Origin of the sequence: Pseudomonas paraveronii, from assembly GCF_963681955.1 — a bacterium.
Taxonomy (GTDB): domain Bacteria; phylum Pseudomonadota; class Gammaproteobacteria; order Pseudomonadales; family Pseudomonadaceae; genus Aquipseudomonas; species Aquipseudomonas paraveronii.
The window spans coordinates 5,696,350-5,722,399 of record NZ_OY817130.1 but is presented as its reverse complement, the minus strand read 5'-3'; the positions used below and the strand labels follow the sequence as shown (position 1 = coordinate 5,722,399).

The window sequence follows — 26,050 nt, the reverse complement described above, 5'->3', positions numbered from 1 at the left end:
ATTTTGCTTTTCTTGCAAGACAATAGCGTCGCAAGACAACAGTGGAGCTAGTAGATGGCAACTATCAACCAGCTGGTACGTCAGCCGCGTAAGCGTATCGTCGAGAAATCCGACGTACCTGCGCTGCAGAACTGCCCGCAACGTCGTGGCGTATGCACTCGCGTGTATACCACTACGCCGAAAAAACCTAACTCGGCACTGCGTAAAGTATGCCGTGTGCGTCTGACCAACGGTTTCGAGGTTTCCTCGTACATCGGCGGTGAAGGCCACAACCTGCAAGAGCACAGCGTGGTACTGATCCGCGGCGGTCGTGTAAAAGACTTGCCAGGTGTTCGTTACCACACCGTACGCGGCTCCTTGGATACTTCCGGCGTTAAAGGTCGTAACCAGGGTCGTTCGAAGTACGGTACCAAGAAGCCTAAGTAGTAGCGGCTTTTTGTAAAACTGAATCATCTTATTTTCTGAGTCGATAAGAGTAAGGTCGGAGGCGTCCCGAAAGGGCACCGATTCCGAGCGAACCTGAAGACCGTTTGAGGGCTTATCCATGCCAAGAAGACGCGTAGCAGCCAAGCGCGAAGTGCTTGACGATCCAAAATACGGAAGCCAAATTCTGGCCAAGTTCATGAACCACGTGATGGAAAGCGGCAAGAAAGCCGTTGCCGAGCGTATCGTTTATGGCGCGCTGGAAAAGGTTAAAGAACGCAAGAACAGCGACCCCCTGGAAATCTTCGAGAAAGCTCTCGACGCCATCGCTCCGCTGGTCGAAGTGAAGTCGCGCCGTGTAGGCGGTGCTACTTACCAGGTTCCGGTCGAAGTTCGTCCGTCCCGTCGTAACGCCCTGGCAATGCGCTGGTTGGTAGACTTCGCCCGTAAGCGTGGCGAGAAGTCTATGGCTCTGCGTTTGGCTGGCGAACTGTTGGACGCTGCTGAAGGTAAAGGTGCTGCTGTTAAGAAGCGTGAAGACGTGCACCGTATGGCTGAAGCTAACAAAGCTTTCTCGCACTACCGCTTCTAATTCTAGCTTCACTAATTTTGCGAGGGCTTTATGGCTCGTACTACTCCGATTAGTCGCTACCGTAACATCGGTATCGTCGCTCACGTGGATGCTGGTAAAACCACCACCACCGAGCGCGTCCTTTTTTACACCGGCAAAAGTCACAAGATGGGCGAGGTGCATGACGGCGCCGCGACCACAGACTGGATGGTTCAGGAGCAGGAGCGTGGTATTACCATTACTTCTGCTGCTATTACCGCCTTCTGGAAAGGTTCCGAGAAGCAGTACAAAGATGAGCACCGCTTCAACGTAATCGATACCCCGGGCCACGTAGACTTCACCATTGAAGTTGAGCGTTCCCTGCGTGTACTCGACGGCGCTGTCGTTGTGTTCTGCGGCACCTCGGGTGTTGAGCCTCAGTCGGAAACCGTATGGCGTCAAGCCAACAAGTACGGCGTTCCACGTCTTGTTTACGTAAACAAGATGGACCGTGCTGGTGCGAACTTCCTGCGCGTGATCGGTCAGATCAAGCAGCGTCTGGGTCACACCCCGGTGCCAATCCAGTTGGCTATCGGTTCCGAAGACAACTTCCAGGGGCAGATCGATCTGCTGGCCATGGAAGCTGTTTACTGGAACGATGCTGACAAAGGTATGGTTCCTCGTCGCGAAGCTATCCCTGCAGACATGCAGGAATTGGCTGACGAGTGGCGCAACAACATGGTTGAGGCTGCGGCCGAAGCCAACGAAGAACTGATGAACAAGTACCTCGAAGGTGAAGAACTCACCAACGCGGAAATCAAGGCCGCTCTGCGTCAGCGTACTATCGCTGGTGAGATCGTCTTGGCTGTTTGCGGTTCTTCCTTCAAGAACAAGGGTGTTCCCCTGGTTCTCGACGCCGTGATCGACTACCTGCCTGCGCCGGTTGATATTCCTGCCATCAAGGGTACTGACCCGGATGACGAGACTATCGAGCTGGAGCGTCATGCAGACGACAGCGAGCCGTTCTCGGCTCTGGCGTTCAAGATCGCTACCGACCCATTCGTGGGTACCCTGACCTTCGTCCGCGTTTACTCGGGCGTGTTGAACTCCGGCGACGGCGTGATCAACTCGGTCAAGGGCAAGAAAGAGCGCGTGGGTCGTATGGTGCAAATGCACGCAAACGCCCGTGAAGAGATCAAGGAAGTACGCGCTGGTGACATCGCGGCCTTGATCGGCATGAAGGACGTCACCACTGGTGAAACTTTGTGCAACGCTGACAAGCCAATCATCCTGGTTCGTATGGACTTCCCGGAGCCGGTTATTTCGGTTGCCGTAGAGCCTAAGACCAAGGATGACCAGGAAAAAATGGGTATCGCTCTGGGCAAACTTGCTCAGGAAGATCCATCTTTCCGCGTCAAGACTGATGAAGAGACTGGTCAAACGATCATCTCCGGCATGGGCGAGCTGCACCTGGACATCCTGGTTGACCGGATGCGCCGTGAGTTCAACGTCGAAGCCAACATCGGTAAGCCTCAGGTTTCCTATCGTGAGCGCATCACGAAGAACTGTGAAATCGAAGGCAAGTTCGTTCGTCAGTCCGGCGGTCGTGGTCAGTTCGGTCACTGCTGGATCCGTTTTGCTCCTGCTGATGAAGGTCAGGAAGGTTTGCAATTCGTGAACGAAGTAGTGGGTGGTGTTGTTCCTAAGGAATACATCCCTGCTATCCAGAAGGGTATCGAAGAGCAGATGAAGAACGGTGTTGTTGCCGGCTATCCGCTGATCGGCCTGAAAGCAACCGTTTTTGACGGTTCTTACCACGACGTCGACTCCAACGAGATGGCGTTCAAGGTGGCTGCTTCCATGGCAACCAAGCAACTGGCCCAGAAGGGCGGTGGTGAGTTGCTTGAGCCAATCATGGCGGTAGAAGTTGTTACACCTGAAGACTATATGGGTGATGTCATGGGCGACCTTAACCGTCGTCGCGGCATGATCTTGGGTATGGAAGACACGGTTTCCGGCAAAGTGATTCGCGCCGAGGTTCCGTTGGGTGAGATGTTCGGTTATGCGACCGACGTTCGCTCCATGTCCCAGGGTCGCGCAAGCTACTCTATGGAATTCAAAAAATACAACACAGCTCCGGCGCACATCGCTGAAACTGTATCCAAAAAACAAGGCTGATTCAGTCCTTTAGGCAAGGAGTTAATTGTCGTGGCTAAAGAAAAATTTGATCGTTCCCTACCACACGTCAACGTTGGCACTATCGGTCACGTTGACCATGGTAAAACCACTCTGACTGCTGCTCTGACTCGCGTTTGCTCCGAAATTTTCGGTTCCGCAGTCGTTGATTTCGATAAGATCGACAGCGCACCAGAAGAAAAAGCTCGTGGTATCACCATCAACACCGCGCACGTTGAATACAACTCGCTGATCCGTCACTACGCTCACGTTGACTGCCCAGGTCACGCTGACTATGTGAAGAACATGATCACCGGTGCTGCCCAAATGGACGGCGCGATCCTGGTTTGCTCGGCCGCTGATGGTCCGATGCCACAAACCCGTGAGCACATCCTGCTGTCCCGCCAGGTTGGCGTTCCGTACATCGTGGTTTACCTGAACAAGGCTGACCTGGTAGACGACGCTGAGCTGCTGGAACTGGTTGAGATGGAAGTGCGCGATCTGCTGAGCACTTACGACTTCCCAGGCGACGACACTCCGATCATCATCGGTTCTGCTCGTATGGCTCTGGAAGGCAAAGACGATAACGAAATGGGCACCACGTCCGTTCGTAAACTGGTTGAGACTCTGGACAGCTACATCCCAGATCCAGTTCGTGTTATCGACAAGCCGTTCCTGATGCCAATCGAAGACGTATTCTCGATCTCCGGTCGTGGTACTGTTGTTACCGGTCGTATCGAGCGCGGTATCGTTAAGGTTCAAGATCCACTGGAAATCGTTGGTCTGCGTGACACTACTGTCACCACCTGCACCGGTGTTGAAATGTTCCGTAAGCTGCTCGACGAAGGTCGTGCTGGCGAGAACTGCGGCGTTCTGCTGCGTGGTACCAAGCGTGACGACGTTGAGCGTGGCCAGGTTCTGGTTAAGCCAGGTTCGGTTAAGCCGCACACCAAGTTCGAAGCTGAAGTGTACGTGCTGAGCAAAGAAGAAGGCGGTCGTCACACTCCGTTCTTCAAAGGCTACCGTCCACAGTTCTACTTCCGTACTACTGACGTGACTGGTAACTGCGAGCTGCCGGAAGGCGTTGAAATGGTAATGCCAGGCGACAACATCAAAATGGTTGTCACCCTGATCAAAACCATCGCAATGGAAGACGGTCTGCGCTTCGCTATCCGTGAAGGCGGCCGTACCGTTGGTGCTGGCGTTGTAGCTAAAATCATCGAGTAAGCTCTTTTTTGAGTTAGCTTCGAGGTTTTGAGAAAGCCCCCGCTTAGCGGGGGCTTTTTTTATTGGGTTGACACCCATCTGGGGCGTCTATAGAATTGCGCCTCCTTTTAACGGGCGTATTGCGCTCGCTGGGAATAGCAGCCGGAGTCTGAAATCCAATGCAAAATCAGCAAATCCGTATCAGGTTGAAGGCTTTTGACCATCGCCTGATCGACCAATCCACCCAGGAAATCGTGGAAACCGCGAAACGTACTGGTGCACAAGTGCGTGGTCCAATTCCACTGCCTACCCGTAAAGAGCGGTTCACCGTTCTGGTCTCCCCGCACGTCAACAAAGACGCGCGTGACCAGTACGAGATCCGTACTCATAAGCGCGTACTGGACATCGTCCAGCCAACGGATAAAACCGTTGATGCACTTATGAAGCTTGATCTGGCGGCCGGTGTGGAAGTACAGATCAGCCTCGGCTAAGACTTGGGTCTTAGTCGTGTAACGCTCTGAAATGGGCGGCCATAGCGGGTGAAAGCCCCGTACACTCATGAGGTTTACAACATGACTATTGGTGTAGTCGGTCGTAAATGCGGTATGACCCGTATTTTCACCGAAGAAGGTGTCTCCATTCCGGTTACGGTCATTGAGATCGAGCCGAATCGCGTCACCCAGTTTAAAACTGAAGAAACCGATGGCTATCGTGCAGTGCAAGTCACTGTCGGCGAGCGTCGTGCTTCGCGCGTGACTGCTGCTCAAGCAGGTCACTTCGCTAAAGCAAACGTTGCAGCTGGTCGCACTGTTATGGAGTTCCGTCTTGAAGAAGGCGACTACCAGGCTGGCGATCTGATCAACGCTGAAATCTTCGCCGCTGGTCAACTGGTTGATGTAACCGGTCAGTCCAAGGGTAAAGGCTTCCAGGGTACGATCAAGCGTTGGAATTTCCGTGGCCAAGACAACACTCACGGTAACTCCGTTTCCCACCGCGTCCCGGGCTCTATTGGCCAGTGCCAGACTCCTGGTCGTGTATTCAAGGGCAAAAAAATGTCCGGTCATATGGGCGCTGAGCGCGTGACCGTGCAGTCCCTCGAAGTAGTGCGCGTCGACGCTGAACGCAATCTGTTGTTGGTCAAGGGTGCTGTTCCTGGCGCTACTGGCGGCAACCTGGTTGTACGTCCAGCGGCCAAGGCTCGCGGTTAAGGGGAAGCTGACATGCAATTAAATGTAAATGACGCTCAAGCGATCGAAGTTTCCGAACTGACATTTGGCGGCGAATTCAACGAGACGCTCGTTCACCAAGCAGTCGTGGCCTACATGGCCGGCGGCCGTCAAGGTAGCAAGCAGCAAAAGACCCGTTCCGACGTTCGTGGTGGCGGTAAGCGCCCTTGGCGTCAGAAAGGTACTGGCCGTGCTCGTGCCGGTACTATCCGTAGCCCAATCTGGCGCGGCGGCGGTACCACTTTCGCAGCTCGTCCTCAGGATCACACTCAGAAGCTCAACAAGAAGATGTACCGCGCAGCACTGCGCTCCATCCTTGCTGAACTCGTGCGTACTGATCGTCTGGTCGTGGTTCAGGACTTCGCTGTTGAAGCACCGAAAACCAAAGATCTGCTGAACAAGCTGAACGGCATGGGCCTGACTGACGTCTTGATCGTGTCTGAAGCTGTTGATCAGAACCTGTACCTGGCTGCTCGCAACCTGCCACACGTTGATGTACGTGACGTGCAAGGTTCCGATCCAGTTAGTCTGATCGCATACGACAAGGTGTTGATCACCGTGTCGGCCGTGAAGAAATTCGAGGAGCTGCTGGGATGAACCAGGAACGCGTATTTAAAGTTCTGCTTGGCCCGCACGTTTCCGAAAAGGCTACGGTTCTGGCTGACAAGAAAGGCCAGTTCGTTTTCAAGGTTGCAACTGACGCAACCAAGCTGGAAATCAAGAAGGCCGTCGAAAGCCTGTTCAGCGTGAAAGTAGAGCGTGTTACTACCCTGAATGTTCTGGGTAAGAGCAAGCGCACTGCTCGCGGTCTGGGCAAGCGTAATGACTGGAAGAAGGCGGTTATCTCCCTTCAGCCAGGCCAAGATCTCGATTTCAGCAGCAGTGCTGAGTAAGGAAGGGGTGCATCATGGCAATCGTTAAATGCAAACCGACTTCCCCTGGCCGCCGTTTTGTGGTCAAGGTGGTCAACCAGGAGCTGCATAAAGGCGCTCCTCACGCACCGCTGCTCGAGAAGAAATCGAAGACTGGTGGTCGTAACAACAATGGTCGCATTACCACTCGTCACATCGGTGGTGGCCATAAGCAGCATTATCGTCTGGTCGACTTCCGTCGCAACGACAAAGATGGCATCACTGCCACTGTCGAGCGTATCGAATACGATCCAAACCGTACTGCTCACATCGCTCTGCTGCTGTACGCAGATGGCGAGCGTCGCTACATCATCGCCCCTAAAGGCGTGAGTGCTGGCGACCAGCTGATCGCAGGTGCCCTGGCACCGATCAAGCCGGGCAACGCTCTGCAACTGCGTAACATTCCAGTTGGTAGCACCGTACACGGCATCGAATTGAAGCCAGGTAAAGGCGCGCAAATCGCTCGTTCCGCTGGTGCTTCGGCTCAGCTGATCGCTCGTGAAGGTGTCTACGTGACCCTGCGTCTGCGTTCTGGTGAGATGCGTAAAGTGCTGGCTGAATGCCGCGCGACCTTGGGCGAAGTCTCGAACTCCGAGCACAGCCTGCGTTCGCTGGGTAAAGCTGGTGCCAAACGCTGGCGTGGCGTTCGCCCAACCGTTCGTGGTGTTGCCATGAACCCGGTTGACCACCCACACGGTGGTGGTGAAGGTCGTACCTCTGGTGGTCGTCATCCGGTATCGCCATGGGGCTTCCCGACTAAGGGCGCGAAGACTCGTGGTAATAAGCGTACCGACAAAATGATCGTCCGTCGTCGCAAGTAAATAGAGGGATACGACAGTGCCACGTTCTCTGAAAAAAGGTCCTTTTATTGATCTTCACCTACTGAAGAAGATCGAAGTGGCGGCGGAAAAGAATGATCGCAAGCCGGTGAAAACCTGGTCGCGTCGTTCGATGATCCTGCCACAAATGGTCGGTTTGACCATCGCAGTACACAACGGTCGTCTTCACGTCCCAGTTCTCGTGAACGAAGACATGGTCGGCCACAAACTAGGCGAGTTTGCCGGTACCCGCACATATCGTGGGCACGTGGCAGACAAGAAAGCCAAGCGTTAAGGGGTTAGGAAATGGAAGTAGCCGCTAAGTTGTCGGGCGCTCGAATCTCCGCCCAGAAAGCCCGCTTGGTCGCCGACCAGATCCGCGGGAAGAAGGTGGGCGAAGCGCTCAACCTGTTGGCTTTCAGCAGTAAGAAAGCCGCCGAGATCATGAAGAAAGTGCTGGAGTCGGCCGTAGCCAACGCCGAGCATAACGAAGGCGCAGACGTTGATGACCTGAAGGTCAGCACCGTTTTCGTCAACGAAGGGCGTTCGCTGAAGCGTATCATGCCGCGTGCCAAAGGCCGTGCTGATCGCATCGTCAAGCGGTCTTGCCATATCACTGTCAAGGTTGCTGACAAGTAACGGAGTCGAAGAGATGGGTCAGAAAGTACATCCCATTGGCATTCGCCTGGGAATCGTCAAGGAGCACACCTCCGTCTGGTACGCAGACGGTCGGACTTATGCGGACTATTTGTTCGCTGATCTGAAGGTGCGTGAGTATCTCCAAGACAAACTAAAAAGCGCGTCCGTAAGCCGTATCGATATCCATCGTCCGGCGCAAACTGCACGTATCACCATCCACACCGCTCGTCCAGGTATCGTTATCGGGAAGAAAGGTGAAGATGTTGAGAAACTGCGTCAGGACCTGACCAAGCAAATGGGTGTGCCTGTGCACATCAATATCGAAGAGATCCGTAAGCCGGAGCTCGACGGTATGCTGGTTGCGCAGAGCGTAGCTCAGCAGCTGGAGCGTCGCGTCATGTTCCGTCGCGCTATGAAGCGCGCCGTACAGAACGCCATGCGCATTGGTGCCAAAGGCATCAAAATCCAAGTGAGCGGTCGTCTCGGCGGTGCTGAAATCGCACGTACTGAATGGTATCGCGAAGGTCGTGTGCCATTGCACACCCTGCGTGCCGACATCGACTATGCCAACTACGAAGCTCACACCACTTACGGTGTGATCGGTGTAAAGGTTTGGATCTTCAAAGGCGAAGTAATTGGTGGTCGCCAAGAAGAACTGAAACCACAAGCACCAGCGCCTCGTAAAAAAGCTGCTAAGTAAGGGGTACGCCAAATGTTGCAACCAAAGCGTACGAAGTTCCGCAAGCAGATGACAGGCCACAACCGTGGTCTGGCTCAGCGCGGTAGCAAAGTCAGCTTCGGCGAATTCGCGCTGAAGTCTGTAGCTCGTGGTCGTCTCACCGCTCGTCAGATCGAGTCAGCGCGTCGTGCTCTGACCCGTCACGTAAAACGTGGCGGCAAGATCTGGATCCGTGTATTCCCGGACAAGCCAATCTCCAAAAAGCCCCTCGAAGTTCGGATGGGTAAAGGTAAGGGTAACGTGGAATACTGGGTTGCCCAGATTCAGCCAGGCAAAGTCCTGTATGAAATCGAGGGTGTAACTGAAGAGCTGGCGCGTGAGGCTTTTGCCCTGGCTGCTGCAAAGCTGCCGCTCGCCACCGCCTTTGTTAAACGGACGGTGATGTGATGAAAGCGAATGAACTTCGTGAAAAATCCGCACAGCAGCTGAACGAGCAACTGCTCGGCCTGCTGCGCGACCAGTTCAATCTGCGCATGCAGAAAGCAACTGGCCAGTTGGGGCAGTCTCATCTGCTCTCGCAAGTTAAGCGTGACATCGCTCGCGTGAAGACTGTGCTCAACCAGCAGGCAGGTAAGTGATCATGGCTGAAGCCGAAAAGACTGTCCGTACGCTGACTGGCCGTGTTGTCAGCGACAAGATGGACAAAACCATCACCGTTTTGATCGAGCGCCGCGTTAAGCACCCGATCTACGGTAAATATGTTAAGCGTTCGACTAAGCTGCACGCGCACGACGAAACCAACCAGTGCCACATCGGCGACAAAGTCACTATTCGTGAAACTCGTCCGCTGGCCAAGACCAAGTCTTGGGCACTGGTTGATGTTCTCGAACGCGCTGTGGAAGTCTAAGGACTAGGGGTCGGAGAAATTATATGATTCAGACTCAATCCATGCTCGATGTGGCCGATAACAGCGGCGCTCGCCGTGTTATGTGCATCAAGGTGCTGGGTGGCTCCCATCGTCGTTACGCTGGTATCGGTGACATCATCAAGGTTACCGTGAAGGAAGCAATTCCTCGCGGTAAAGTGAAAAAAGGCCAAGTGATGACTGCTGTTGTAGTCCGCACTCGTCACGGTGTTCGCCGTGCAGATGGCTCCATTATCCGCTTTGATGGCAACGCTGCTGTTCTTCTGAACAACAAGCAAGAGCCGATCGGCACCCGTATCTTTGGGCCAGTGACCCGTGAACTTCGTACTGAGAAGTTCATGAAGATCGTCTCGCTCGCCCCAGAAGTGCTGTAAGGAGATCCGACATGCAAAAGATTCGTCGTGACGACGAGATCATCGTGATCGCCGGCAAAGACAAAGGTAAGCGCGGTAAGGTGCTTAAGGTTCTCGCTAATAACCGTCTGGTTATTGGTGGTCTGAACCTGGTTAAGCGTCATACCAAGCCTAACCCGATGTCGGGCGTACAAGGCGGTATCGTCGAAAAAGAAGCTCCGCTGGACGCTTCTAACGTCGCCATTTTCAACGGCGAAACCAACAAGGCAGACCGCGTTGGTTTCAAAGTAGAAGATGGCAAGAAAATTCGTGTCTTCAAGTCGACCCAAAAAGCGGTTGATGCTTGAACACTGCTAGGTAGAAGACCATGGCACGACTAAAAGAGATTTATTGGAAAGAAATCGCACCGAAGCTTAAGGAAGAACTTAAGCTTTCGAACGTGATGGAAGTTCCACGCGTTACCAAAATCACCCTGAACATGGGTCTGGGCGAAGCGGTCGGCGACAAAAAAGTCATCGAGCACGCTGTTGCTGACCTGGAAAAGATCACCGGTCAAAAAGTCGTTGTGACTTACGCTCGGAAATCCATCGCTGGCTTTAAAGTCCGTGAAGGTTGGCCGATCGGCGTCAAAGTGACTCTGCGCCGTGAGCGTATGTACGAATTCCTGGATCGTCTGCTGTCGATCTCCCTGCCTCGGGTCCGCGACTTCCGCGGCCTGAATGCCAAGTCCTTCGATGGTCGTGGTAACTACAGCATGGGCGTGAAAGAGCAGATCATCTTCCCGGAAATCGACTACGACAAGATCGATGCTCTCCGCGGTCTGGACATCACCCTGACCACCACTGCCAAGAACGATGATGAAGGTCGCGCCCTGTTGCGTGCTTTCAAATTCCCGTTCCGCAACTGATTGGAGTAGGACCATGGCCAAGATGAGCATGAAAAACCGCGAGCTGAAGCGTCAGCTCACGGTTGCCAAGTACGCCAAGAAGCGTGCAGCACTGAAAGCAATCATCGTTGATCTGAACGCAAGTCCAGAAGCACGTTGGGAAGCGACAGTAGCACTGCAGAAGCAGCCACGTGACGCAAGCGCTTCGCGCATGCGTAACCGCTGCCGCCTGACCGGTCGTCCACACGGCGTTTACCGCAAGTTCGGCCTCGGCCGTAACAAACTGCGTGAAGCGGCAATGCGTGGTGACGTACCAGGTCTGGTTAAAGCTAGCTGGTAAGTACTTTCAACGTCCAGGTGGTTGGTTTCGCAAGATACTGACCGCCGGTGGCCTTGAATCTGGAACAAGCCCCTTTTGGGGCTTGTTTCATTTCCGTAGTGTGTCTAAAATACGCGGCTCGCCTGAGCCCGTGTGTTTTATGCTCGGAGATTCTCGGCGACATATGTAGCCGCAAGGCTAATTTTTTTGTATTAGGAGCGTCTAGCCCATGAGTATGCAGGACCCGTTAGCGGACATGCTAACTCGTATCCGTAATGCCCAGATGGCTGAAAAGTCCGTCGTAAGCATGCCATCTTCCACGTTGAAGGTTGCTGTTGCCAAAGTCCTGAAAGACGAAGGCTACATTGCGGGTTATCAGATCAGCAGCGAAATCAAACCACTGCTGTCCATCGAGCTGAAGTACTTCGAAGGCCGTCCGGTCATCGAGGAAGTGAAGCGCGTTAGCCGTCCAGGCCTGCGTCAGTACAAGTCCGTCGATGATCTGCCAAAAGTTCGTGGCGGTCTCGGTGTGTCTATCGTCTCCACCAACAAAGGTGTGATGACGGATCGTGCTGCGCGCGCTGCCGGTGTCGGCGGCGAAGTTCTTTGCACTGTGTTCTAAGGGGGGATAAGCATGTCACGCGTCGCTAAGAACCCCGTTAAGCTGCCAGCCGGTGTCGAAGTAAAATTCGCAGGCCAACAGCTTTCGGTGAAGGGTGCCAAGGGTACTCTCGAACTGAACATCCATTCGTCGGTTGAGATCGTTGAAGAAGCTGGTGAGTTGCGTTTCGCTGCTCGCAATGGCGATCAACAAACTCGCGCAATGGCCGGTACCACTCGTGCGTTGGTAAACAACATGGTCCAAGGCGTAAGCCAAGGCTTCGAGCGTAAGCTCCAGCTGGTCGGTGTTGGTTACAAAGCGCAAGCAAAAGGCACGGTTTTGAACCTGGCCCTTGGCTTCTCGCACCCAGTGGATTACGAACTGCCGGAAGGCATCACCGCTGAGACCCCGAGCCAAACCGATATCCTGATCAAGGGTATTGATAAGCAGCTGGTAGGTCAGGTGGCCGCTGAGATCCGCGACTTCCGTCCACCAGAGCCGTACAAAGGCAAAGGTGTGCGCTACGCGGACGAAGTCGTCCGTCGTAAAGAAGCCAAGAAGAAGTAGGGCATAGCAAATGACCGACAAAAAAGTTACTCGACTGCGTCGCGCTCGCAAAGCACGCCTGAAAATGCACGAACTCGAAGTCGTGCGTCTCTGCGTGTTCCGCTCGTCGCAGCACATCTACGCCCAGGTCATCTCGGCCGACGGCAACAAAGTCCTGGCAAGCGCCTCGACTTTGGATAAAGAACTGCGTGATGGTGCCACTGGCAACATCGACGCGGCCACTAAGGTTGGCCAGCTGGTCGCTACGCGTGCAAAAGCCGCTGGCGTCTCGCAGGTGGCTTTCGACCGCTCTGGCTTCAAGTATCACGGTCGCGTCAAGGCGCTGGCTGATGCTGCTCGTGAAGCTGGGCTGGAGTTCTAAGTTATGTCAAATAACGACCAAAAGCGCGACGAAGGCTACATTGAGAAGCTGGTTCAAGTTAACCGCGTAGCCAAAACCGTTAAAGGCGGCCGTATCTTCACTTTCACCGCGTTGACCGTGGTTGGTGATGGTAAAGGGCGTGTTGGCTTCGGCCGTGGCAAGTCACGTGAAGTGCCTGCTGCGATCCAGAAGGCAATGGAAGCTGCTCGTCGCAACATGATCCAAGTTGATCTGAACGGCACTACTCTGCAGTACGCAATGAAGTCCGCCCATGGCGCTTCGAAGGTGTACATGCAGCCTGCTTCTGAAGGTACCGGTATCATCGCTGGCGGCGCTATGCGTGCTGTCCTCGAAGTTGCTGGCGTTCAGAACGTTCTGGCCAAGTGCTACGGCTCGACTAACCCTGTAAACGTGGTTCACGCCACTTTCAAGGGTTTGAAAGCAATGCAGTCTCCTGAATCCATTGCCGCCAAGCGTGGCAAAAGCGTCAAGGAGATTTTCTGATCATGGCTACCGTTAAAGTAACGCTGATCAAAAGCATGACCGGTCGCATCCCTAACCACAAATTGTGCGTTAAGGGTTTGGGTCTGCGTCGCATCGGTCACACTGTAGAAGTCCAGGATACTCCCGAGAATCGCGGGATGATCAACAAGGCTTACTACATGCTGCGTGTCGAGGGTTAATCGATGAAACTCAATGATCTGAGTCCAGCGCCGGGTTCCCGTCGCGAAAAGCATCGTCCGGGCCGTGGTATCGGTAGCGGTTTGGGTAAGACTGGTGGCCGTGGCCACAAAGGTCAAACCTCCCGCTCCGGTGGCACCATCGCTCCAGGCTTTGAAGGCGGTCAACAGCCGCTGCATCGTCGCCTGCCTAAGTTCGGTTTCGTATCCCTGAAAGCCATGGACCGCGCAGAAGTGCGTTTGTCCGAGCTGGCTAAAGTGGAAGGCGACATCGTTACTGTGCAGACCCTGAAAGATGCCAACGTGATCAACGTCAACGTACAGCGTGTGAAAATCATGCTGTCCGGTGAAGTGACCCGCGCTGTCACTATCGGCAAGGGAATCGGCGCCACCAAAGGTGCGCGTTCGGCTATCGAAGCAGCTGGCGGCAAGTTCGAGGAATAAATGGCTAAGCAAGGTGCTCTCTCAGCGCTCGGCAAAGGCGGTATGTCTGAACTTTGGGCTCGTCTGCGTTTTCTGTTCCTGGCGATTATCGTCTACCGAATAGGCGCACACATCCCGGTTCCAGGTATCAACCCGGACCGACTCGCAGACCTGTTTCGACAGAATGAGGGGACCATTCTTAGCTTGTTCAACATGTTTTCCGGCGGCGCGCTGGAACGGATGAGCATCTTTGCACTGGGGATCATGCCGTACATTTCGGCATCGATCATCATGCAGTTGATGACCGCCGTCAGCCCGCAGTTGGAGCAGTTGAAGAAGGAAGGTGAAGCTGGCCGTCGCAAGATTAGCCAGTACACCCGCTACGGCACTGTCATCCTTGCCCTGGTTCAAGCTATCGGCATGTCCGTTGGCTTGGCGGGGCAGGGTGTTGCGTTCACTGGTGACTTTGGCTTCCATTTCGTCGCGGTATCCACATTTGTGGCTGGTGCGATGTTTATGATGTGGCTGGGTGAGCAGATTACTGAGCGTGGTGTTGGTAACGGTATCTCGATGTTGATTTTCGCAGGTATCGTCGCCGGTCTTCCGAGAGCAATCGGGCAGTCTTTCGAGTCTGCGCGTCAGGGTGATATCAATATTTTTGCCCTGGTTGCCATCGGTTTGCTGGCAGTAGCGATTATCGGTTTTGTGGTGTTCATTGAGCGTGGCCAGCGTCGTATTGCTGTTCACTACGCCAAGCGTCAGCAGGGCCGCAAGGTTTTTGCTGCGCAGACCAGCCACTTGCCGCTGAAAGTGAATATGGCCGGTGTTATCCCGGCAATTTTCGCGAGCAGCATTTTGCTGTTTCCGGCTTCGTTGGGTACCTGGTTTGGTCAGTCTGAAAACATGGGCTGGCTGCAGGACCTTTCTCAGTCGATCGCTCCTGGTCAGCCGTTGAATATTCTGCTGTTTAGTGCAGGGATTATTTTCTTCTGCTTCTTCTATACGGCGTTGATGTTCAATCCGAAAGACGTAGCGGAAAACCTGAAGAAGTCCGGTGCCTTTATTCCGGGCATCCGTCCAGGTGAGCAGTCTGCACGCTACATTGATGGCGTTCTGACTCGTTTGACCCTGTTCGGTGCTCTATATATGACGGCCGTGTGCTTGTTGCCCCAGTTCCTGGTGGTTGCAGCAAACGTACCGTTCTACCTTGGCGGGACCTCGTTGCTGATCGTCGTCGTGGTTGTGATGGACTTCATGTCCCAAGTACAATCGCACCTCGTTTCGCACCAGTACGAATCCCTGATGAAGAAAGCCAACCTGAAGGGTTACGGCAGCGGCATGTTGCGCTGAGTACCCATAAGGTTCGAGGAGTTGGTGATGAAAGTTCGTGCATCGGTGAAAAAGCTGTGCCGTAACTGCAAAATTATTCGCCGCGAAGGTGTTGTTCGAGTAATTTGCAGCGCGGAACCGCGTCACAAACAGCGCCAAGGCTGAGTGTGATCCGCTTGAAGCCCGGCAGCTAGTGCGCTGCCGGGTTGATTATTTGTTATTACAGCGATATTATCTCGCGCCCTATTTCTTGGCTTCCGGGGCGTAGGTAGCTGTCAATTGGAGTCCCACTGAATGGCCCGTATTGCAGGCGTTAACATTCCAGATAACAAGCACACTGTTATCTCGCTGACCTACATCTATGGTGTTGGTCGCACTACTGCGCAGAAAATTTGCGCAGATACTGGGGTAAACCCAGCCGCAAAGATTAAAGATCTGAGCGACGAGCAGATTGAGCTGTTGCGTGGCGAAGTGGCGAAGTTCACCACTGAAGGTGACCTGCGTCGCGAAATCAACATGAAAATCAAGCGTTTGATGGACCTCGGTTGCTACCGTGGTCTGCGTCATCGTCGTGGTCTTCCAGTGCGCGGTCAGCGTACCAAGACTAACGCGCGTACCCGTAAAGGTCCGCGTAAGCCGATCCGCAAGTAATCGCCCACGCGAATCGACAGGAAATTAATCATGGCAAAACCTGCTGCTCGTCCTCGTAAAAAAGTTAAAAAGACAGTGGTTGATGGCATCGCCCACATCCATGCTTCTTTTAACAACACAATCGTGACCATCACCGACCGTCAAGGTAACGCGCTTTCTTGGGCTACCTCCGGTGGTTCGGGTTTCCGCGGTTCCCGCAAGTCCACCCCGTTTGCTGCTCAAGTAGCTGCTGAACGTGCTGGTCAAGCTGCGCTGGAATACGGCCTGAAAAACCTTGACGTTAACGTCAAAGGTCCAGGTCCAGGTCGTGAGTCTGCTGTCCGTGCTTTGAACGGCTGTGGCTATAAGATCGCCAGCATCACCGACGTGACGCCAATCCCGCACAACGGGTGCCGTCCGCCGAAGAAGCGCCGCGTGTAATCCAGGAGATTGTAAAGAATGGCTCGTTACATTGGTCCAAAATGCAAACTCGCTCGTCGCGAAGGCACCGATCTCTTCCTGAAGAGCGGCGTGCGCGCGATCGAATCGAAGTGCAACATTGAAGCAGCACCTGGTATCCACGGCCAACGCCGCGGTCGCCAGTCCGATTACGGCACCCAACTGCGTGAAAAGCAGAAGGTCCGTCGTATTTACGGCGTTCTCGAGCGTCAGTTCAGCGGCTACTACAAAGAAGCTGCTGGCAAGAAAGGTGCAACCGGTGAAAACCTGCTGCAACTGCTCGAATGCCGTCTGGACAACGTTGTATACCGTATGGGCTTTGGTTCTACTCGTGCCGAATCCCGTCAGCTGGTATCGCACAAGTCGATCAGCGTTAACGGTCAGACCGTAAACGTTCCGTCCTACCAGGTTCGTGCTGGTGACGTGGTCGCTGTCCGCGAGAAAGCAAAAAACCAACTTCGCATTGTCCAAGCTCTCGATCTGTGTGCCCAACGTGGCCGCGTAGAATGGGTAGAAGTAGACACTGAGAAGAAGTCGGGCGTTTTCAAGAACGTTCCTGCTCGCAGTGATCTGTCCGCCGACATCAACGAAAGCCTGATTGTCGAGCTCTACTCCAAGTAAGGGCTAGAAAATAGGTGCATCCATGCAGATTTCGGTAAATGAGTTCCTGACACCCCGCCACATTGATGTGCAGGTTGTCAGTCCAACCCGCGCCAAAATCACTCTCGAGCCTCTCGAGCGTGGTTTTGGCCACACCCTGGGCAACGCGCTGCGCCGCATCCTGTTGTCCTCAATGCCCGGCTGTGCAGTAGTCGAGGCCGAGATTGACGGTGTGCTCCACGAGTACAGCGCCATCGAAGGTGTACAGGAAGACGTAATTGAAATCCTGTTGAACCTTAAAGGTCTGGCTATCAAGCTGCACGGCCGTGACGAAGTTACGCTGACCTTGTCGAAGAAGGGTTCGGGGGTGGTTACCGCTGCCGATATTCAGCTGGATCATGATGTCGAGATCGTTAACCCCGATCACGTAATCGCTAACCTGGCGTCTAACGGCGCCCTGAACATGAAGCTCACTGTAGCTCGTGGTCGTGGTTATGAACCGGCCGACTCGCGTCAGAGCGATGAAGACGAAAGCCGCAGCATTGGTCGCTTGCAGCTTGATTCTTCGTTCAGCCCGGTTCGCCGCATCGCATACGTGGTGGAAAACGCCCGTGTCGAGCAGCGTACTAACCTGGACAAGCTGGTTATTGATCTGGAAACCAACGGTACTCTGGACCCTGAAGAGGCTATCCGTCGCGCTGCAACCATCCTGCAACAGCAGTTGGCTGCGTTCGTCGACCTCAAAGGTGACAGCGAACCAGTGGTAATCGAGCAGGAAGACGAGATCGATCCGATCCTGCTTCGCCCGGTTGACGATCTGGAACTGACTGTACGTTCGGCTAACTGCCTTAAGGCGGAAAACATTTACTACATCGGCGACCTGATTCAGCGTACCGAAGTAGAACTGTTGAAGACTCCGAACCTGGGCAAGAAATCCTTGACTGAAATCAAGGACGTTCTGGCCTCCCGCGGTCTGTCCCTCGGCATGCGCCTCGACAACTGGCCGCCTGCAAGTCTTAAGAAGGACGACAAGGCGACTGCCTGATCGTCGTAATCACCGAACGTGAGTTTGGTAAGGAATGAACCATGCGTCATCGTAAAAGTGGACGTCACCTGAGCCGTACCAGCTCGCACCGTAAGGCCATGTTTCAAAACATGGCGGTGTCGCTGTTCGAGCACGAGCTGATCAAAACTACACTGCCGAAAGCTAAAGAACTGCGTCGCGTTGCTGAGCCGCTGATCACTTTGGCTAAGACAGACAGCCTGGCTAACCGCCGTCTGGCATTCGACCGTACTCGTTCGAAAGCTATCGTTGGTAAGCTCTTCAACGACCTGGGCAAGCGTTACGCTACCCGTGAGGGTGGCTACCTGCGCATCCTCAAGTGCGGTTTCCGCTCTGGCGACAACGCGCCTATGGCGTATGTCGAGTTGGTTGATCGTGCTACTGCCGGCGAAGCTGTAAGCGCCGAGTAAGACGACAGTCTGTAACGAAGAACCGGGCCTAGTGCCCGGTTTTTTGTGCGCGTAAGAAAAGCGCCATTTGTACAAGCTGCGTCAGGTCGACACCGGCACTATGGTGGTCAGGTGTATTGGTAGTAATTTTCTATTGATCCCCACAATTTAATGAATTTGTAGGTGTCATGTTGATGATCAATACTCACTGCAAGCCGATTAGCCGGCAGTTCCGAGTCCGACCTGAGGAAGATTGAGCATGAGCCAGAACAAAATTCTTACCACCGCCAGCGGCGCTCCCGTGGCGGACAACCAGAACTCCCGTTCCGCCGGCCCACGTGGCCCGTTGCTGCTTGACGACTTTCACCTGATTGAGAAGCTCGCGCACTTCAATCGCGAAAACATCCCTGAGCGTCGAGTGCATGCCAAAGGTTCGGGTGCTTACGGCACGTTCACCGTTACCCAGGACATCACTGAATACACCAGCGCCAAGCTGTTCGAGTCCGTGGGTAAACAAACGCCGACCTTTCTGCGCTTCTCCACGGTAGGTGGGGAGCGTGGTTCGGCTGACACCGAACGCGACCCTCGTGGCTTTGCCTTGAAGTTCTACACCGAAGAAGGCAACTGGGACATCGTCGGTAACAATACGCCGGTGTTCTTCATCCGTGACCCTCTGAAGTTCCCTGATTTTATCCACACCCAGAAACGCCTGCCGCAAAGCAATCTGAAAAGTGCGCAGATGATGTGGGACTTCTGGTCGCACTCCCCGGAGGCGCTGCACCAGGTCACCATCCTGTTTTCGGACCGTGGTATCCCTGACGGTTACCGTCACATGCACGGCTTCGGTAGCCACACCTACAGCCTGATCAACGCCAAGGGCGAGCGGCACTGGGTAAAGTGGCACTACAAGACCAAGCAAGGTATCAAGAACCTGGCACCGGCTGAGGCCGCACGCTTGGCGGGCACCGACCCTGATTACGCACAGCGCGATCTGTTTGGTGCGATCGAGCGCGGCGATTTCCCGAAATGGCGCGTTTGCATTCAGATCATGACCGAGGCCCAAGCCAACGCACATTACGAGAACCCCTTTGACGTGACCAAAACCTGGTCACAAAAGGAATTCCCGCTGATCGAAGTCGGTGAACTGGAGCTCAACCGTAATCCACAGAACTACTTCGCTGAAGTGGAACAAGCTGCGTTTGGCCCGAGCAATATGGTCCCGGGTGTCGGTCTGTCGCCAGACCGCATGCTGCAGGGTCGCGTTTTCGCTTATGCAGATGCACATCGCTACCGTATCGGCACCAACCACCAACAATTGCCGGTGAATGCCCCGCGCAGCCCGGTCAACAGCTACCAGCGTGACGGTTCGATGGCCTTCGGCAGCAACGGCGGTGCGACGCCCAACTATGAGCCAAACAGCTACGCCGACGCGCCGAAACAAGCGCCACAGTACGCCGAGCCTGCATTGGCCCTGAGCGGTGCCGCAGATCGTTACGATCACCGCGAAGACACCGACTATTACAGCCACGCCGGTGCGCTGTTCCGCCTGATGAACGATGAGCAGAAAGCCTTGCTCACCGGCAACATCGCCGGCGCCATGGCGGGGGTTTCCAGTGATGTGGTCCAGCGTCAGTTGCAACACTTCTTCAAAGCCGACCCGGCTTATGGAGAAGCAATCGCAAAGGCACTGGGTGTATCGCTTAACTGACTCTAAACGATAAGCAGAACCGCCCTCATTTGGGCGGTTTTTGCGTTAATTCAGCTACTTTTCTCTGCAAATCTTCACTTTTCTGCCGTTGGTTCCGTGACCTATAGGTCAGCATGGTTCAAACTAAAGACTTTCAAGCAGGGAGATGTAGGGCGATGCAAGGTCACCCCAACGTAATCGATTACCTCAACACGTTGCTGACGGGCGAACTGGCTGCTCGTGACCAATATTTCATCCATTCGCGTATGTACGAAGACTGGGGCTTTACCGAGCTCTATGAACGTATCAACCACGAGATGGAAGAAGAGACGCAGCACGCCGATGCGCTGATGCGCCGTATCCTGATGCTCGAAGGCACGCCACGCATGCGTCCGGACGACCTGGACGTAGGCACCACGGTGCCTGAGATGCTCGCCGCCGACCTTCGCCTCGAGTACAAGGTCCGTGCCGCGCTGTGCAAGGGCATCGAGCTGTGCGAGCAGCACAACGACTATGTCACTCGTGAAATTCTGCGCGTGCAGTTGGCCGACACCGAAGAAGATCACACCTACTGGCTGGAGAAGCAGTTGGGCCTGATCAAGCTGGTCGGCCTGGAGAATTACCTGCAATCGCAGTTCTGATCCCCGGCTGCAAAAAAGCCCCTGTCACCGTTGAGGTGACAGGGGCTTTTTATTGGGTCGGATAAATCAGGCCCGGTCGCGTGCGAGCAATGGTTTCAAGTAGTAACCCGTGTGCGACTGCGGCATTTCGGAGACCTGCTCCGGCGTACCCACCGCGATGATCTGGCCGCCCTTGGAACCGCCTTCCGGCCCGAGGTCGACCAGCCAGTCGGCGGTCTTGATCACATCCAGGTTGTGTTCGATCACCACCACGGTGTTGCCGTGGTCACGCAGGCGGTGCAACACATCCAGTAATTGCTGAATATCCGCGAAGTGCAGGCCCGTGGTCGGTTCATCGAGGATATACAGGGTTTTACCCGTATCCCGTTTGGACAGCTCGCGGGACAGCTTGACCCGCTGCGCCTCACCACCGGACAGCGTGGTCGCTGATTGCCCCAGCTTGATGTACGACAAGCCCACATCCATCAGCGTCTGCAGCTTGCGCGCCAACGCCGGAACCGCGTCGAAGAACACCCGCGCTTCTTCGATGGTCATCTCCAGGGTTTCGTGAATGTTCTTGCCCTTGTATTTGATCTCAAGGGTTTCGCGGTTATAGCGCTTGCTCTTGCACACATCGCAGGGCACGTAGATGTCCGGCAGGAAGTGCATTTCCACTTTGATCAAGCCATCGCCCTGGCACGCTTCGCAGCGCCCGCCCTTGACGTTGAACGAGAACCGGCCCGGCCCGTAGCCCCGCGAGCGGGATTCCGGCACGCCAGCGAACAACTCGCGGATGGGCGTGAACAACCCGGTATAGGTCGCCGGGTTGGAGCGTGGTGTGCGGCCAATCGGGCTCTGGTCGATATCGACCACTTTGTCCAAGAGCTCAAGGCCCTTGATGCTGTCATGTGCAGCCGCTTCCAGAGTGGTCGCGCCGTTCAAGGCGGTGGCGCTCAATGGGAACAGGGTGTTGTTGATCAGCGTCGACTTGCCCGAACCGGAAACACCGGTCACGCAGGTCAGCAGGCCCAGGGGAATCTCCAGATCGACATTGCGCAGGTTGTTGCCACGCGCGCCCTTGAGGTGCAACGCCATCTTCTTGTTGCGTGGCGTGCGCTTGGCCGGCACCTCAATCTTCACGCGACCGGACAGGTACTTGCCCGTCAGTGAGTCCGGATGGGCCATCACCTCGGCAGGCGTACCTTGGGCGACGATATGTCCACCATGCACGCCGGCACCCGGGCCGATATCGACCACATAATCTGCCAGGCGAATCGCGTCTTCATCGTGCTCGACCACAATCACCGTGTTGCCGATATCCCGCAGGTGCTTCAGCGTGCCCAGGAGGCGATCATTGTCGCGCTGGTGCAAGCCGATCGACGGTTCATCGAGGATATACAGCACACCCACCAGGCCGGCACCGATCTGGCTGGCCAGGCGAATACGCTGGGCTTCACCGCCAGACAAGGTATCGGCGCTGCGGTCCAGCGACAGGTAGTCCAGCCCGACGTTAACCAGGAACTGCAGGCGCTCGCGAATCTCCTTGAGGATCTTGTCGGCAATCTCCCCACGGCGTCCGGTCAGCTTGAGGACACCAAAGTATTCACAGGCATCACCGATCGGCAGGTTGGTCACTGCCGGCAGGGTCTTCTCGCCAACCCATACGTGCCGCGCCTCACGGCGCAGGCGGGTGCCACGGCAATCCGGGCAGGGCTGGGTGCTGAGAAACTTCGCCAGCTCTTCACGCACGCTCGCCGACTCGGTCTCGCGGTAGCGGCGTTCGAGGTTCGGCACGATGCCTTCGAACGGGTGCGAGCGTTTGACGATGTCGCCACGGTCGTTGAGGTATTTGAAGTCGACGCTCTGCGAGCCGCTGCCGTTGAGAATGACCTTCTGCTGATCCGCCGGCAGTTGGTTGAACGGTACTTCCAGGCTGAACTTATAGTGCGACGCCAACGACCCGAGCATCTGGAAGTAATAAACGTTACGCCTGTCCCAGCCGCGTATCGCGCCTTCTGCCAGCGTCAGTTCGCCATTGACCAGGCGCTTGATGTCGAAGAACTGCTTCACCCCCAGGCCATCACAGGTCGGGCATGCGCCGGCCGGGTTGTTGAAGGAGAACAGCTTGGGTTCCAGCTCGCTGATGGCGTGGCCACAGATCGGGCAGGCAAAGCGCGCGGAGAAGATGATCTCTTCGCCAGGCTCGTCGTCCATCGGCGCGACCAGGGCGATACCGTCCGCCAGCTTCAGGGCGGTCTCGAAGGATTCGGCCAGGCGTTGCTGCAAGTCGGCGCGCACTTTGAAACGGTCGACCACGACATCAATCGAGTGCTTCTTCTGCTTGTCGAGCTTCGGCGCTTCGTCCAGCTCATACAGCTTGCCGTTGATCCGCGCACGCACGAAACCTTGGGCACGCAGTTCTTCAAACACCGAAAGGTGTTCACCCTTGCGCTCGCGAATTACCGGCGCCAGCAACATCAGCTTGGCGCCTTCCGGCTGGGCCAGCACCAGGTCGACCATCTGGCTGACGGTCTGGGCTTCCAGCGGAATGTCGTGGTCCGGGCAGCGCGGGATACCGACGCGCGCATAGAGCAGGCGCAGGTAGTCGTAGATCTCGGTGATGGTGCCCACGGTGGAGCGCGGGTTATGGGACGTCGATTTCTGCTCGATGGAAATCGCCGGCGACAGGCCTTCGATGGTGTCGACGTCGGGTTTTTCCATCATCGACAGGAACTGGCGGGCATAGGCCGACAGCGACTCGACATAACGGCGCTGGCCTTCGGCGTACAGCGTGTCGAACGCCAGCGACGATTTGCCGGACCCGGACAAACCGGTGATGACGATCAGTTTGTCCCGGGGCAGGGTCAGGTCGATGTTCTTCAGGTTGTGGGTTCTAGCCCCACGAATCAGGATCTTGTCCAAGATGGCCTCGCACGGCGGGCGTAAATAATGCAGGAGTATACGGATAAAGACTGGATGAATATACACTGTCAAGGTGCTAGGTGCAGCCTTACATGAAACCTGCGCGGCAAAGCGCCGCATATACCCTCTCAATCGATGGGACTGGTAGAATCGCCGCCGGTTCACACGAGGTTTTTCCATGCACGATCCCCACAGCGAACGCATGAGTAGCGGCGAGACCCGAGCGGCAAGCGGTCTGGCCCTGGTGTTCGCCTTCCGTATGCTTGGCATGTTCATGGTGTTGCCGGTACTGGCGACCTACGGGATGGACCTTGCAGGCGCGACCCCCGCCCTGATCGGCCTGGCCATTGGCGCCTATGGCCTGACCCAGGCGATTTTCCAGATTCCGTTCGGGATCATTTCCGACCGCATCGGCCGCCGCCCAGTGATCTACCTCGGGTTGATCGTGTTCGCCCTCGGCAGCGTACTCGCGGCCCAGTCCGATTCTATCTGGGGCGTGATCGCCGGACGTGTCCTGCAGGGCGCCGGTGCAATTTCTGCGGCGGTCATGGCCTTGCTGTCGGACCTGACCCGCGAACAACACCGTACCAAGGCCATGGCCATGATCGGCATGACCATCGGCCTGTCGTTTGCTGTCGCAATGGTGATCGGCCCGTTGCTGACCCGCGCCTTCGGTTTGCACGGACTGTTCCTGGCCACCGGCGGCATGGCGTTGTTCGGTATTGTGATCGTGGCCTTTATGGTGCCGCGCTCCACCGGCACCCTGCAGCACCGTGAATCCGGGGTTGCGCGCCAGGCCCTGCTGCCGACGCTCAAGCATCCGGACCTGCTGCGCTTGGATTTAGGTATCTTTGTATTGCACGCGATGCTGATGAGCAGCTTCGTTGCCTTGCCCCTGGCCCTGGTGGAAAAAGCCGGGCTGCCCAAGGAACAGCACTGGTGGGTCTACCTGACCGCACTGCTGATCTCATTCTTCGCCATGATCCCATTCATCATCTATGGCGAGAAGAAACGCAAAATGAAACGAGTTTTACTCGGCGCCGTCGTGACGCTGATGCTCACTGAGCTATTCTTCTGGCAGTTCGGCGACAGCCTGCGGGCGCTGGTAATCGGTACGGTGGTGTTCTTTACCGCGTTCAACCTGCTAGAGGCTTCGTTGCCTTCGCTGATCAGTAAAGTTTCACCGGCCGGCGGCAAGGGCACGGCGATGGGGGTGTATTCCACCAGCCAGTTCCTGGGCTCTGCGTTGGGCGGCATCATGGGTGGCTGGATGTTCCAGCACGGCGGTTTGTCGGTTGTGTTCCTCGGATGCGCAGGTCTGGCTGCCCTCTGGCTAGCCTTTGCTGTTACCATGCGCGAACCTCCCTATGTGACGAGTCTGCGCTTGCCGTTATCGCCTGAAGCGATACGCGAAGCTGGCTTGGCCGAGCGCCTTAAGGCCGTTACAGGGGTTACCGATGCTGTGGTTATTGCTGAAGAAGCCGCCATCTACATCAAATTGGACACCGAATTATTGGATCGCGCGACGCTCGAGCAACTGGTCAACCCAGTGCCGACAGCGCGCCCAGCTTAGGAGAACGTTATGGCCCGTGGGGTTAACAAAGTCATATTGGTCGGTACATGCGGCCAGGATCCCGAAGTTCGCTACTTGCCTAACGGTAACGCCGTGACCAACCTGAGTCTGGCGACCAGCGAACAGTGGACCGACAAGCAGACCGGCCAAAAGGTTGAGAAAACCGAATGGCACCGTGTGTCGATGTTCGGCAAAGTGGCAGAGATCGCCGGTGAATACCTGCGCAAAGGTTCGCAGGTCTACATCGAAGGCAAACTGCAGACCCGCGAGTGGGAAAAAGACGGCATCAAGCGTTACACCACTGAAATCGTGGTCGACATGCAAGGCACCATGCAACTGCTCGGCGGCCGTCCACAGGGCGACCAACAGGGCCAGGGCGGCATGTCCAACTCGGCACCGCGTCCACAGCAGTCGCGTCCGCAGCCAAGCCAGCAGCCAAGTCAGCAGCCACAGCGTGAGTCGCGCCCAGCGCCACAACAGGCCGCTCCGCAACCGGCTCCGGATTTCGACAGCTTTGATGACGATATCCCGTTCTAGGTCTTACCGAAGCAACAAGCTGCAAATTAAAAAACCGCGCCGCCGACAAGGCCGCGCGGTTTTTTATGCGCCTCACGCAGGCTAAAACTGCGCGAAACGCAACATATCTTCATTGGCTTGTTGCTTGTGCGTGTCAGTCAACCCATGGGGCGCGCCCGTATAAACCAGCAACTGCGACGTGCCATGGCGAGCGATATAGCGCGCAACTTCACCGCCTCCGGTGGAAAAACCGAAGAGGATCAGGTTGGTCAGATCCAGGTGTTCGATCAATTCCGCCAGGTCGTCCGCGTAGTAGTCCATGCCCTCGGCGGTCATGCGCAATGGCGCGAAAACCGTTGTTGGCGAAATGCAGCATTTGCGATTCCCTGCAGTCGCTGTTCAGTGGCCAGCCGTGGCAGAACACAACAGGCTGGCCGCTGCCCCAGTCCTTATAGTAAAGATCGTTGCCTTCGCGAGTTTTCAGATAAGTCATGGCGTAGCTCCATTGACGTGTACAGAT

At 55.5% G+C, this 26,050-nt stretch carries 37 protein-coding genes and 1 pseudogene; 36 read left to right on the top strand and 2 right to left on the bottom strand.

Annotated features, from left to right (window positions below):
• Nucleotides 1-54 precede the first annotated feature (54 nt).
• The 34 genes from rpsL to bfr all read left to right on the top strand — a co-directional run bounded on the left by rpsL (nt 55) and on the right by bfr (nt 20,540).
• Nucleotides 55-426, top strand: a complete 372-nt coding sequence (rpsL, locus tag U5A08_RS26570) for a 30S ribosomal protein S12 (protein WP_002555494.1) — start codon at nt 55-57, stop codon at nt 424-426.
• Nucleotides 427-544: 118 nt separating this feature from the next.
• Nucleotides 545-1,015 (top strand): 30S ribosomal protein S7, encoded by a 471-nt coding sequence (rpsG, locus tag U5A08_RS26565; RefSeq protein WP_002555493.1) that lies wholly within the window; start codon nt 545-547, stop codon nt 1,013-1,015.
• A 30-nt stretch (nt 1,016-1,045) separates the two neighbouring features.
• Complete coding sequence (gene fusA / locus U5A08_RS26560; protein ID WP_247396020.1) at nt 1,046-3,151, top strand: elongation factor G; 2,106 nt, start codon at nt 1,046-1,048, stop codon at nt 3,149-3,151.
• A 30-nt stretch (nt 3,152-3,181) separates the two neighbouring features.
• A complete protein-coding gene (tuf, locus tag U5A08_RS26555) occupies nt 3,182-4,375 on the top strand; it encodes an elongation factor Tu (RefSeq protein ID WP_095109688.1) in 1,194 nt (397 codons plus the stop codon).
• Between the two features lie 158 nt (nt 4,376-4,533).
• The gene (rpsJ, locus tag U5A08_RS26550) at nt 4,534-4,845 is read left to right on the top strand and encodes a 30S ribosomal protein S10 (protein WP_003186070.1); all 312 of its coding nucleotides are present in this window, start codon (nt 4,534-4,536) and stop codon (nt 4,843-4,845) included.
• An 81-nt stretch (nt 4,846-4,926) separates the two neighbouring features.
• A complete protein-coding gene (gene rplC / locus U5A08_RS26545) occupies nt 4,927-5,562 on the top strand; it encodes a 50S ribosomal protein L3 (RefSeq protein ID WP_007253310.1) in 636 nt (211 codons plus the stop codon).
• Between the two features lie 12 nt (nt 5,563-5,574).
• Complete coding sequence (gene rplD / locus U5A08_RS26540) at nt 5,575-6,177, top strand: 50S ribosomal protein L4 (protein ID WP_003210082.1); 603 nt, start codon at nt 5,575-5,577, stop codon at nt 6,175-6,177.
• The gene (gene rplW, locus U5A08_RS26535) at nt 6,174-6,473 is read left to right on the top strand and encodes a 50S ribosomal protein L23 (protein WP_002555488.1); all 300 of its coding nucleotides are present in this window, start codon (nt 6,174-6,176) and stop codon (nt 6,471-6,473) included. Before rplD ends, rplW begins: the two co-directional genes overlap by 4 nt.
• A gap of 14 nt (nt 6,474-6,487) precedes the next feature.
• Nucleotides 6,488-7,312: a 50S ribosomal protein L2 gene (gene rplB, locus U5A08_RS26530; RefSeq protein WP_032884535.1), complete on the top strand. Its 825-nt coding sequence runs from the start codon at nt 6,488-6,490 to the stop codon at nt 7,310-7,312.
• Between the two features lie 16 nt (nt 7,313-7,328).
• The gene (gene rpsS, locus U5A08_RS26525) at nt 7,329-7,604 is read left to right on the top strand and encodes a 30S ribosomal protein S19 (RefSeq protein WP_003232420.1); all 276 of its coding nucleotides are present in this window, start codon (nt 7,329-7,331) and stop codon (nt 7,602-7,604) included.
• Between the two features lie 11 nt (nt 7,605-7,615).
• Nucleotides 7,616-7,948, top strand: a complete 333-nt coding sequence (gene rplV / locus U5A08_RS26520) for a 50S ribosomal protein L22 (RefSeq protein WP_003103908.1) — start codon at nt 7,616-7,618, stop codon at nt 7,946-7,948.
• Between the two features lie 13 nt (nt 7,949-7,961).
• Nucleotides 7,962-8,648, top strand: coding sequence for a 30S ribosomal protein S3 (gene rpsC / locus U5A08_RS26515; protein WP_003176422.1), 687 nt, complete (start codon nt 7,962-7,964; stop codon nt 8,646-8,648).
• A 12-nt stretch (nt 8,649-8,660) separates the two neighbouring features.
• Nucleotides 8,661-9,074 (top strand): 50S ribosomal protein L16, encoded by a 414-nt coding sequence (gene rplP, locus U5A08_RS26510; protein ID WP_003232424.1) that lies wholly within the window; start codon nt 8,661-8,663, stop codon nt 9,072-9,074.
• Nucleotides 9,074-9,265: a 50S ribosomal protein L29 gene (gene rpmC / locus U5A08_RS26505; RefSeq protein WP_002555481.1), complete on the top strand. Its 192-nt coding sequence runs from the start codon at nt 9,074-9,076 to the stop codon at nt 9,263-9,265. Before rplP ends, rpmC begins: the two co-directional genes overlap by 1 nt.
• Nucleotides 9,266-9,267: 2 nt before the next feature.
• The gene (rpsQ, locus tag U5A08_RS26500) at nt 9,268-9,534 is read left to right on the top strand and encodes a 30S ribosomal protein S17 (RefSeq protein WP_003176419.1); all 267 of its coding nucleotides are present in this window, start codon (nt 9,268-9,270) and stop codon (nt 9,532-9,534) included.
• 23 nt (nt 9,535-9,557) lie between these two features.
• On the top strand, nt 9,558-9,926 hold the full coding sequence (gene rplN / locus U5A08_RS26495; protein WP_002555479.1) for a 50S ribosomal protein L14: 369 nt from the start codon (nt 9,558-9,560) through the stop codon (nt 9,924-9,926).
• Between the two features lie 11 nt (nt 9,927-9,937).
• Nucleotides 9,938-10,252: a 50S ribosomal protein L24 gene (gene rplX, locus U5A08_RS26490; RefSeq protein WP_003176416.1), complete on the top strand. Its 315-nt coding sequence runs from the start codon at nt 9,938-9,940 to the stop codon at nt 10,250-10,252.
• A gap of 20 nt (nt 10,253-10,272) precedes the next feature.
• Nucleotides 10,273-10,812, top strand: a complete 540-nt coding sequence (gene rplE, locus U5A08_RS26485) for a 50S ribosomal protein L5 (protein ID WP_003176415.1) — start codon at nt 10,273-10,275, stop codon at nt 10,810-10,812.
• A 13-nt stretch (nt 10,813-10,825) separates the two neighbouring features.
• A complete protein-coding gene (gene rpsN / locus U5A08_RS26480) occupies nt 10,826-11,131 on the top strand; it encodes a 30S ribosomal protein S14 (RefSeq protein WP_003176414.1) in 306 nt (101 codons plus the stop codon).
• A gap of 208 nt (nt 11,132-11,339) precedes the next feature.
• Nucleotides 11,340-11,732 carry a 30S ribosomal protein S8 gene (gene rpsH / locus U5A08_RS26475; RefSeq protein WP_003186040.1) on the top strand — a complete coding sequence of 131 codons (393 nt, stop codon included), beginning with the start codon at nt 11,340-11,342 and terminating at the stop codon, nt 11,730-11,732.
• Between the two features lie 12 nt (nt 11,733-11,744).
• Nucleotides 11,745-12,278 carry a 50S ribosomal protein L6 gene (gene rplF, locus U5A08_RS26470; protein WP_003176412.1) on the top strand — a complete coding sequence of 178 codons (534 nt, stop codon included), beginning with the start codon at nt 11,745-11,747 and terminating at the stop codon, nt 12,276-12,278.
• Nucleotides 12,279-12,288: 10 nt separating this feature from the next.
• Nucleotides 12,289-12,639 carry a 50S ribosomal protein L18 gene (rplR, locus tag U5A08_RS26465; RefSeq protein ID WP_003186037.1) on the top strand — a complete coding sequence of 117 codons (351 nt, stop codon included), beginning with the start codon at nt 12,289-12,291 and terminating at the stop codon, nt 12,637-12,639.
• Between the two features lie 3 nt (nt 12,640-12,642).
• Nucleotides 12,643-13,143: a 30S ribosomal protein S5 gene (gene rpsE / locus U5A08_RS26460; RefSeq protein ID WP_003186035.1), complete on the top strand. Its 501-nt coding sequence runs from the start codon at nt 12,643-12,645 to the stop codon at nt 13,141-13,143.
• A 2-nt stretch (nt 13,144-13,145) separates the two neighbouring features.
• Nucleotides 13,146-13,322 (top strand): 50S ribosomal protein L30, encoded by a 177-nt coding sequence (rpmD, locus tag U5A08_RS26455; protein ID WP_003176408.1) that lies wholly within the window; start codon nt 13,146-13,148, stop codon nt 13,320-13,322.
• A gap of 3 nt (nt 13,323-13,325) precedes the next feature.
• Nucleotides 13,326-13,763 carry a 50S ribosomal protein L15 gene (gene rplO / locus U5A08_RS26450; protein WP_003176407.1) on the top strand — a complete coding sequence of 146 codons (438 nt, stop codon included), beginning with the start codon at nt 13,326-13,328 and terminating at the stop codon, nt 13,761-13,763.
• Nucleotides 13,764-15,092, top strand: a complete 1,329-nt coding sequence (gene secY / locus U5A08_RS26445) for a preprotein translocase subunit SecY (protein WP_003176406.1) — start codon at nt 13,764-13,766, stop codon at nt 15,090-15,092.
• Between the two features lie 27 nt (nt 15,093-15,119).
• Nucleotides 15,120-15,236: a 50S ribosomal protein L36 gene (gene rpmJ, locus U5A08_RS26440; protein ID WP_002555468.1), complete on the top strand. Its 117-nt coding sequence runs from the start codon at nt 15,120-15,122 to the stop codon at nt 15,234-15,236.
• Nucleotides 15,237-15,365: 129 nt separating this feature from the next.
• The gene (gene rpsM, locus U5A08_RS26435; RefSeq protein ID WP_003210063.1) at nt 15,366-15,722 is read left to right on the top strand and encodes a 30S ribosomal protein S13; all 357 of its coding nucleotides are present in this window, start codon (nt 15,366-15,368) and stop codon (nt 15,720-15,722) included.
• Nucleotides 15,723-15,752: 30 nt separating this feature from the next.
• Complete coding sequence (gene rpsK / locus U5A08_RS26430; protein ID WP_002555466.1) at nt 15,753-16,142, top strand: 30S ribosomal protein S11; 390 nt, start codon at nt 15,753-15,755, stop codon at nt 16,140-16,142.
• Nucleotides 16,143-16,160: 18 nt separating this feature from the next.
• Nucleotides 16,161-16,781 (top strand): 30S ribosomal protein S4, encoded by a 621-nt coding sequence (rpsD, locus tag U5A08_RS26425; RefSeq protein ID WP_003176404.1) that lies wholly within the window; start codon nt 16,161-16,163, stop codon nt 16,779-16,781.
• A gap of 22 nt (nt 16,782-16,803) precedes the next feature.
• Nucleotides 16,804-17,805, top strand: coding sequence for a DNA-directed RNA polymerase subunit alpha (locus U5A08_RS26420; RefSeq protein WP_003176403.1), 1,002 nt, complete (start codon nt 16,804-16,806; stop codon nt 17,803-17,805).
• A 41-nt stretch (nt 17,806-17,846) separates the two neighbouring features.
• Nucleotides 17,847-18,233 carry a 50S ribosomal protein L17 gene (gene rplQ, locus U5A08_RS26415; protein ID WP_247396022.1) on the top strand — a complete coding sequence of 129 codons (387 nt, stop codon included), beginning with the start codon at nt 17,847-17,849 and terminating at the stop codon, nt 18,231-18,233.
• A 238-nt stretch (nt 18,234-18,471) separates the two neighbouring features.
• The gene (locus U5A08_RS26410; protein ID WP_253399581.1) at nt 18,472-19,920 is read left to right on the top strand and encodes a catalase; all 1,449 of its coding nucleotides are present in this window, start codon (nt 18,472-18,474) and stop codon (nt 19,918-19,920) included.
• A 155-nt stretch (nt 19,921-20,075) separates the two neighbouring features.
• Nucleotides 20,076-20,540, top strand: coding sequence for a bacterioferritin (gene bfr, locus U5A08_RS26405; RefSeq protein WP_247396024.1), 465 nt, complete (start codon nt 20,076-20,078; stop codon nt 20,538-20,540).
• A gap of 66 nt (nt 20,541-20,606) precedes the next feature.
• On the opposite strand, the gene uvrA is transcribed toward bfr, so the two are convergent.
• The gene (uvrA, locus tag U5A08_RS26400) at nt 20,607-23,441 is read right to left on the bottom strand and encodes an excinuclease ABC subunit UvrA (protein ID WP_253399580.1); all 2,835 of its coding nucleotides are present in this window, start codon (nt 23,439-23,441) and stop codon (nt 20,607-20,609) included.
• A gap of 178 nt (nt 23,442-23,619) precedes the next feature.
• Here uvrA and U5A08_RS26395 point away from each other — a divergent pair, with 178 nt between their 5' ends.
• Complete coding sequence (locus U5A08_RS26395; protein WP_253399579.1) at nt 23,620-25,014, top strand: MFS transporter; 1,395 nt, start codon at nt 23,620-23,622, stop codon at nt 25,012-25,014.
• Nucleotides 25,015-25,023: 9 nt separating this feature from the next.
• Nucleotides 25,024-25,551, top strand: a complete 528-nt coding sequence (locus U5A08_RS26390; RefSeq protein ID WP_099235124.1) for a single-stranded DNA-binding protein — start codon at nt 25,024-25,026, stop codon at nt 25,549-25,551.
• A 168-nt stretch (nt 25,552-25,719) separates the two neighbouring features.
• Here the strand turns inward: U5A08_RS26390 and U5A08_RS26385 are convergent.
• A pseudogene (locus tag U5A08_RS26385) lies at nt 25,720-26,023 on the bottom strand (alpha/beta fold hydrolase); the annotation flags it as partial.
• Nucleotides 26,024-26,050: the final 27 nt, after the last annotated feature.